This is a genomic window from Paracoccus haeundaensis, assembly GCF_006239215.1.
GTDB classification, from domain to species: domain Bacteria; phylum Pseudomonadota; class Alphaproteobacteria; order Rhodobacterales; family Rhodobacteraceae; genus Paracoccus; species Paracoccus marcusii.
This window is the reverse complement of sequence record NZ_VDDC01000006.1, coordinates 1-6,948: the sequence shown is the minus strand read 5'-3', so window position 1 is coordinate 6,948 and position 6,948 is coordinate 1. Positions and strand designations below refer to the sequence as shown.

Here is a 6,948-nt window from a genome sequence, read left to right as displayed (position 1 = left end):
GGGGGGGGGGGGGGGGGGGGGGGGGGGGGGGGGGGGGGGGGGGGGGGGGGCGCTGCCCCCCGTCCTGCGGACTCCCCCTGGGGTATTTCCGACAAAGGAGAAATCAGGGGCGGGGGGCGGCGGCGCGGCGCAGGCGGTCGTTGATCGCCTGGCCCAGCCCGTGGTCCGGGATCGGCGCGACCGAGATCGGGCGCCCCAGGGCATCGGCACGGCGCAGCAGGTCGAAGAGGCGCGCGGCGGCCTGGGTCAGGTCGCCCGTCTCCGACAGGCTGAACGGTCCGGGGGCGCCGAAGGACAGATGCGTCTCTCCGGGGGCGGGGACTGCGTTCAGGCGCAGCGCCGATTGCGGCGCGTAATGGCTGGACAGCTGTCCGGGTGCGTTCGGGGCCGAAGGGTCTGCATGATGCGCGGCCAGTGGTTCGCCCAGGGCCGCGGCGATCGCCTCGGCCGGGATGCCGCCGGGACGCAGCAGCGTCGGGCGACCGTCCTGCCAGCCGATGATCGTCGATTCCACGCCGACAGGGCAGGCACCGCCATCCAGTACCGCGGCGATGCGCCCGTCGAGGCCCCCGTCCGGGTGCAGCACATGATCTGCGGTGGTCGGGCTGATCCGCCCCGAGGCATTCGCCGACGGTGCGGCCAGCGGCGCGCCGGATGCGCGCAGCAGCGCCTGCGCCACGGGATGGGCAGGAACGCGGATGCCGATCGTGTCCAGCCCCGCCGTGACCAGCCCCGCGATGCCCGCATCGGCGCGCAGCGGCACCACCAGTGTCAGCGCGCCCGGCCAGAAGGCCCGCGCCAGGGTCAGCGCCTGCGGCGGCAGGTCGGCGACGGCCTGCGCCGCGGACAGGTCCGCCACATGCACGATCAGCGGGTTGAAGCTGGGCCGCCCCTTGGCCTGGTAGATGCCGGCCACCGCCGCCCCGTCGCGCGCGTCGGCAGCCAGGCCGTAGACCGTCTCGGTCGGGATCGCCACGCAGCGGCCCTGGGCCAGCAGGCGGGCGGCCTGGGCCAGGCCGGCACGGTCGGGGATCAGTCGCAGGGTCTGCATTCGTGACGCGGGGTTTCGGTTGAGCCTGAAAGGACGGCGGCACAAGATGCCGCCAGCGCCCGTTGATAGACGCGCCGCGGCCCGATGCCAAGGCGCCAGGAGGAGAACCCGATGACCTACAAGGCCCCGACAGCCCAGATCGACTTCATCCTGACCCATGTCGTCCCCTTTGCCGACCTGGCCCGGACCGACCGCTTTGCCGAGGCCACGGCCGAGACCGCGACCGCCATTCTGTCCGAGGCCGGCAAGCTGGCCCAGAACGTTCTGGCGCCCCTGAACCGGGGCAGCGACCAGACCCCCGCGCGGCTGGAGAACGGCGTGGTGCGATCCTCGCCCGGCTTTGCCGACGGGTTCCGGGCGATTGCGGAGGGGGGCTGGGTCGGCGTGTCGGCCGATCCGGAATACGGCGGCATGGGCCTGCCGCAGGCCCTGAACATGGCCGTGGCCGAGATGATGTCGGGCGCCTGCCTGTCCCTGCAGCTGAACCCGCTGCTGACCCAGGGCCAGATCGAGGCGCTGGAGCATCACGCCAGCGACGATCTGAAGGCGCGCTATCTGCCCAAGCTGATCAGCGGCGAATGGTCGGGCACGATGAACCTGACCGAACCGGGCGCGGGCAGCGACGTGGGCGCGCTGACCACCCGGGCGGAACCGGCGGCCGACGGCACCTATCGGATCAGCGGGCAGAAGATCTACATCACCTGGGGCGACAGCGACGTCACGTCGAACGTCTGCCACCTGGTGCTGGCGCGTCTGCCGGGCGCGCCCAAGGGGACGCGCGGCATCAGCCTGTTCATGGTCCCCAAGCTGATCCCCGACGAGCAGGGCGACCCGGGCGTCGCCAACAGTCTCAAGGTGGTCAGCCTGGAGCACAAGCTGGGCATCCACGGCAGCCCGACCTGCGTCATGTCCTATGACGGCGCCACCGGCTGGCTGGTCGGCGAGGAGAACAAGGGCATGGCGGCGATGTTCACGATGATGAACGTGGCCCGCCTTGGCGTCGGCATGCAGGGCGTGGGCGTGGCCGAGGCCGCGCTGCAGAAGGCCGTGGCCTATGCGGTGGACCGCAACCAGATGGGGCCGATCATCGGCCATCCCGATGTGCGCCGGATGCTGGCCACCGCGCAGGTCGAGGTGTTCGCCGCCCGCGCCATCGGCCTGGCCTGCGCCACCGCCATCGACATGGACCGCGCCACGGGGGATGCCGATCAGGCCGCCCGCGCGGCCTTCCTGACGCCGATCGCCAAGGCCTATGGCACCGACGTGGGCATCCGGGTGGCCGACATGGGCGTGCAGGTGCATGGCGGCATGGGCTATGTCGAGGAGACGGGCGCCGCGCAGTATCTGCGCGACGTGCGCATCACCTCGATCTACGAGGGCACGAACGGCATCCAGGCGATGGATCTGGTCGGACGCAAGCTGTCGGACGGCGGCGAGGCCGCGATGCGCCTGCTGGACGAGGTGCTGGACGGGGCCAAGGCCGCGCAGTCCGCGCATCCCGAGCTGGCCCACCAGCTGTGGCAGGCCGCCGAGACCCTGCGCGAGGCGACCCAGGCCCTGCTGGAGCGTGACATGGCCGACCGTTTCGCGGGCGCGGTCGCCTATCTGACCGCCTTTGCGCGGGTGCTGGGCGGGCATTACCACCTGCGCGCGGCGCTGAAGGGCGGACCGGCGCATCTGGCGCTGGCGCGGGTCTTCATGGCGCGCGTCCTGCCGCGGTTCACCGGCGATCTGGCCGAGGCGCAGGCGGGCCAGGGCGACCTGACCGCGCTGAGCGATGCCGCGCTGGCGGGCGACTTCGCGGCGTGATCCGCACGCCGCACGACATCCCGCCCGCCGAGGGGCAGGCCATCACCGTCGCCCCGGGCGTCTTGTGGATGCGCCTGCCGCTGCCGATGAAGCTTGACCACGTCAACGTCTATGCCTTTGACGATCCCGACGGCTGGACGGTCGTCGATACCGGCTTCGACACGGCGCGCACGCGCGAGATCTGGCAGGTGCTGCTGGACGGGCCGCTGCAGGGGCGGCCGGTCGTGCGGGTGATCGGCACGCATCACCATCCCGACCATATCGGGCTGGCCGGCTGGTTCATGGAACGGGGCGCCGACCTGTGGATCAGCCGCACCGCATGGCTGATGGCGCGGATGCTGGTCCTGGACGTGCAGGACCGCGCCAGCCCGCAGGCGCTGGCGTTTTGGCGACGGGCCGGGATGGCGGCCGAGATGCTGGACCGGCGCGCCAGCGACCGGCCCTTCAACTTTGCCGACGTGGTCCACCCGCTGCCTTTGGGCTTCACCCGCCTGGTCGAGGGCGACACGGTGACCTTCGGCGGAAGGCGCTGGCGGGTGGCGATGGGGCATGGCCATGCGCCCTGCCACGCGACGCTGTGGTCGCAGGACTGCGATCTGGTCATCGGCGGTGACCAGCTGCTGCCGTCGATCTCTCCGAACCTGGGGGTCTATCCGACCGAGCCCGAGGCCGACCCGGTGGGCGAGTGGCTGGAAAGCTGCACCCGGCTGGCGGCGCTGGCGCGGCCCGACCAGCTGGTGCTTCCGGGACACAAGCTGCCCTTCACCGGGCTGCCCTTCCGGCTGGAACAGCTGATCCAAAACCACCGCGCCGGGCTGGACCGGCTGGCGCAGGCCCTGGCGGACGGCCCGCGCACCGCGGTCGGGTGTTTCGACATCCTGTTCCGCCGCCGCATCGGCGAGGCCGAGTACGGCCTGGCCATGGTCGAGGCCGTGGCCCATGTGAACCACCTGCACCGCGCCGGGCGCATCCGGCCGGTGGGCGAAACGCAGGGTGCGGTGCTGTGGGGGGCGTGACAGCTGCGCCGCTTTCCGCTATCGCAGGATGAACGCAAACCGATGGGGCAGTGATGGCCGACTACGACAACAAACCCGAAGCGACCCAGGGAACGATGGACCTGACCGACCACAAGAAGACCTTCGCGGGCTTCATCCGCGGATCCACCTGGGTCATCGTCGGATCGCTGGCGGTCCTGGTCTTCATGGCCCTGACGAACGCCTGATCGGACGGGCGGGGACATGAAGCGACGCGTCTTCCTGGCGGCCACGCTGCCGGTCGTGCTGACCGCCTGCGGGGCCGACAACATCTGGGCCAGCGACGAAGCCGTGCGCGACGCGCGCTATGTGTCCGCCACGCCGACCTCGATCACGCTGTTCACGGTGATCGGCATCCCGCGCGGCGAGGGGGGGCATTCGGCGCTGATGTTCAACGGCAGTCAGCGCGTGATCTATGATCCCGCCGGCAGCTGGAGCCATCCGCGCATTCCCGAACGGCGCGACGTGCTTTACGGCATCACCGACAACTTCAAGAACTTCTACATCGATTACCACGCGCGCGAGACCTATTGGGTGGCCGAGGACACGATCCTGGTCCCGCGCGAGGTGGCCGACCTGGCGATCCGCCGGGCCGAGGCCAACGGTTCCGCCAACAAGAGCTTCTGCGCGATCGAATCGGGCAACGTCCTGTCCGGCGTGCCGGGGTTCGAGACGGTGCCGCGGGGGTTCTCTCCGCTGAAGCTGCGCGAATGGTTCCTGCGCCAGCCGGGCGTGGTGTCCAAGCGTCATTATGACGGCGACCCGGCCAACAACCACGACGTCCTGCTGCGTCAGAAGGACGGGACGATCGGCGGTTACAGAAGGTAAAGCAGGCCCGCCAGCGTGATGCCCCCGGCCAGGATGGCCAGCATCACGTTGCGGGTCAGCACGCCCACCGCCACGGTCGCGGCGGCGGCGGCCATGCGGGCCGGATCGGCATTGCCGCCGGTCGCGGCGGGCCAGACGACCAGCGGCGCGACCAGCGCGGGCAGCACCGCCACCGGGGTATAGCGCAGCATCCGCAGCATCCAGTTCGGCAGGTCGCGGTCGCCCAGCGCGCCCAGGAACGACCAGCGGATCAGGTAGGTGCCGACGCCCAGCACCGCGATGATGACCCAGATCTCAGTCGCTGACGCCTGCATCGCGTGCCTCCTTGCGTTCGGTGCGGATCTCGACCAGGGCGCCGGTGGCCATGCCCAGGGGCGCGGCGATCAGCAGGCCCAGCCCCGACGGCAGCCCCGCCAGGGCCAGCGCCGCGACGATCGCGACAAAGCAGGCGGCCAGATGCGCAGGCGTGCGCAGCATCGGCGCGATCATCGCCAGGAAGGTGATGGGCATCGCGAAATCCAGCGCGATCCCCTCGGGGATGGCCTGGCCCACGGTGGCGCCCGCCCAGGTGGCGATCATCCACGGCACGCACAGAACCAGCGCGGTGCCGCCGAAATAGGCCAGCCGCTGCGCGATGGTCAGGCGCGGATACTGTTCGTAATGCTGGATCGACAGCGCATAGCTTTGGTCGATCAGCGCATAGGCGACCCAGGCCTTGTGGCCGGGCGTCGCGTCCCGCAGCCACGGCAGCAGGGACGCCGAATACATCGCCATGCGCAGGTTCACCGCCAGCCCGGACAGGATCACGATCAGCGCCGGCGCATTGTCGGTCAGCAGCTGCACCGCCGTGAACTGCGATGCGCCCGCCAGGACCAGCACCGAAAACCCCATGACCTGCGCCAGGTTCAGCCCGGCCTCGGTCGCGACCACGCCGAACAGCACCGCAAAGGGCACGATCACCACCAGGAAAGGCAGCGACTGGACGATGCCGTGGCGGAACGCGGCGGCCGGCGTCCGGGCCAATACGCGGATTACCGCCTGATCGGCGGCGGCTTGCCGGGCCGAGGGCCTGGGTTCGGGGGCGGGGGACATGGCGCTTTCGTCTTCCTGCGTTTCGCGGCACCTTGCTTGCACGACACGCAAGGCAAGACAAGGCCAGCCGATGCAGATCCTGCACCCGATCCCCGACAGCCTGCTGCCCGCCGCGGCAGCACTGTGGCGCGCGCATTTCGGGCGCGGACGCTGGCCTGCGCGGGTCCGCGCCGGGCATGGCGTGGTGGCGGTGGATGCATCCGGGGCGGTCTGCGGGGTGATGGGTCTGCGCGACGGTGCCGGCGGGTTCGCGCAGGGCGGCGCGGGGCTGTCAGGCTGGCTGTTCCGCGCGGCGCCGCCCACGGGCGATCTGGTCATCGACGGGCTTGCCGTCACCGACACCCGGCAGGGCACGGGGCGCGCGTTGATCGAGGCGGGGGCGCTGGTCGCCGCCCGCGACGGCCGCCCCGGCCTGCGGGCCGAGGTGCGCGCCCGCAACCGGGGCGCGCTGGCCTTCTACGACAGGGTGGGGTTTTCGGACCGGGGGCGGGGCCGCTATGGCCTGCCCTGGTGGGGGCAGGTTCATCTGCTGCACCTGAGCGTCTAGCCGAAGACGCCCGACACGCGGCCCAGCAGCATGAAGGCGCGCGACGACCGGCTGTCGGCCAGCACGGCGATCTGCAGGTCGTCCAGTTCCGGTACCAGCCGGGCCGTCAGCCCGTCGAAATGGCGCAGGAAGTGATGCGCGGTGTCGCGAAAGATCTCGTCCTCGCGCAGCATGGTGGCGGCGACCTCCAGCGCGGGCTGGTGGCGGATGCCACCCAGGGCCGCGACGGCGCTGCCGCGTTCACCGGCGGCATAGCGGCGCCAGACGTCGGGTCGGGCCATCTCCGGCGGCAGGTCGTCCATGTAGACATCCTGGCCCGCCATCAGCGTCACGACATCCTGCGCGGCGCGCAGCACCTTGGAATGGGCCGGATCCTTCAGCGCATGACGCAGGGCGTCGATCGCGTCGACATCGTCGGGACCGTCGGGAAAGTTCAGCGCCCGGATCAGGGTCGTGGCGTCCACAGGGGCGCCCTGGGCCTCGAACCGCAGGGCGGCCTGGCGCTGATCGGCGTTCTGGCGGGGCTTGGGCAGCGGGGCGGCGGCGCGCGGCGCGGCGGCCGGCTGCGGTTCGGCGGGGGCTGCGGC

The 6,948-nt window shown here is 71.4% G+C and carries 8 protein-coding genes and 1 pseudogene; 5 read left to right on the top strand and 4 right to left on the bottom strand.

Translation table 11 applies throughout. The annotated features are described in order from the left end of the window. Positions 1 to 103: 103 nt before the first annotated feature. Positions 104 to 1,051, bottom strand: coding sequence for an L-threonylcarbamoyladenylate synthase (locus tag FHD67_RS02885; protein ID WP_046000769.1), 948 nt, complete (start codon positions 1,049 to 1,051; stop codon positions 104 to 106). 111 nt (positions 1,052 to 1,162) lie between these two features. Between FHD67_RS02885 and FHD67_RS02880 the strand changes: the two genes are divergently transcribed. The 4 genes from FHD67_RS02880 to FHD67_RS02865 are packed head-to-tail and all read left to right on the top strand — an operon-like array spanning position 1,163 to position 4,722. Next, positions 1,163 to 2,860: an acyl-CoA dehydrogenase family protein gene (locus tag FHD67_RS02880; protein WP_139597763.1), complete on the top strand. Its 1,698-nt coding sequence runs from the start codon at positions 1,163 to 1,165 to the stop codon at positions 2,858 to 2,860. Then, entirely contained in the window at positions 2,857 to 3,876 is a 1,020-nt protein-coding gene (locus tag FHD67_RS02875; RefSeq protein WP_046000771.1) for an MBL fold metallo-hydrolase, read from the top strand. The genes FHD67_RS02880 and FHD67_RS02875 overlap by 4 nt, the downstream gene beginning before the upstream one ends. A 53-nt stretch (positions 3,877 to 3,929) precedes the next feature. Further along, complete coding sequence (locus tag FHD67_RS02870) at positions 3,930 to 4,082, top strand: aa3-type cytochrome c oxidase subunit IV (RefSeq protein WP_064503561.1); 153 nt, start codon at positions 3,930 to 3,932, stop codon at positions 4,080 to 4,082. Between the two features lie 16 nt (positions 4,083 to 4,098). Then, on the top strand, positions 4,099 to 4,722 hold the full coding sequence (locus FHD67_RS02865) for a hypothetical protein (RefSeq protein WP_046000772.1): 624 nt from the start codon (positions 4,099 to 4,101) through the stop codon (positions 4,720 to 4,722). Here FHD67_RS02865 and FHD67_RS02860 read toward each other — a convergent pair. Beyond that, positions 4,710 to 5,036: an AzlD domain-containing protein gene (locus FHD67_RS02860; protein ID WP_045983097.1), complete on the bottom strand. Its 327-nt coding sequence runs from the start codon at positions 5,034 to 5,036 to the stop codon at positions 4,710 to 4,712. The two genes, FHD67_RS02865 and FHD67_RS02860, sit on opposite strands and share 13 nt — an antisense overlap. Beyond that, positions 5,017 to 5,814, bottom strand: coding sequence for an AzlC family ABC transporter permease (locus FHD67_RS02855; RefSeq protein WP_139597762.1), 798 nt, complete (start codon positions 5,812 to 5,814; stop codon positions 5,017 to 5,019). The genes FHD67_RS02860 and FHD67_RS02855 overlap by 20 nt, the downstream gene beginning before the upstream one ends. A 70-nt stretch (positions 5,815 to 5,884) precedes the next feature. Here FHD67_RS02855 and FHD67_RS02850 point away from each other — a divergent pair, with 70 nt between their 5' ends. Then, positions 5,885 to 6,361, top strand: a complete 477-nt coding sequence (locus FHD67_RS02850) for a GNAT family N-acetyltransferase (RefSeq protein WP_052714859.1) — start codon at positions 5,885 to 5,887, stop codon at positions 6,359 to 6,361. Here FHD67_RS02850 and FHD67_RS20360 read toward each other — a convergent pair. After that, positions 6,358 to 6,948 (bottom strand): annotated as a pseudogene (locus tag FHD67_RS20360) (hypothetical protein); the annotation flags it as partial. The gene FHD67_RS02850 and the pseudogene FHD67_RS20360 overlap by 4 nt on opposite strands.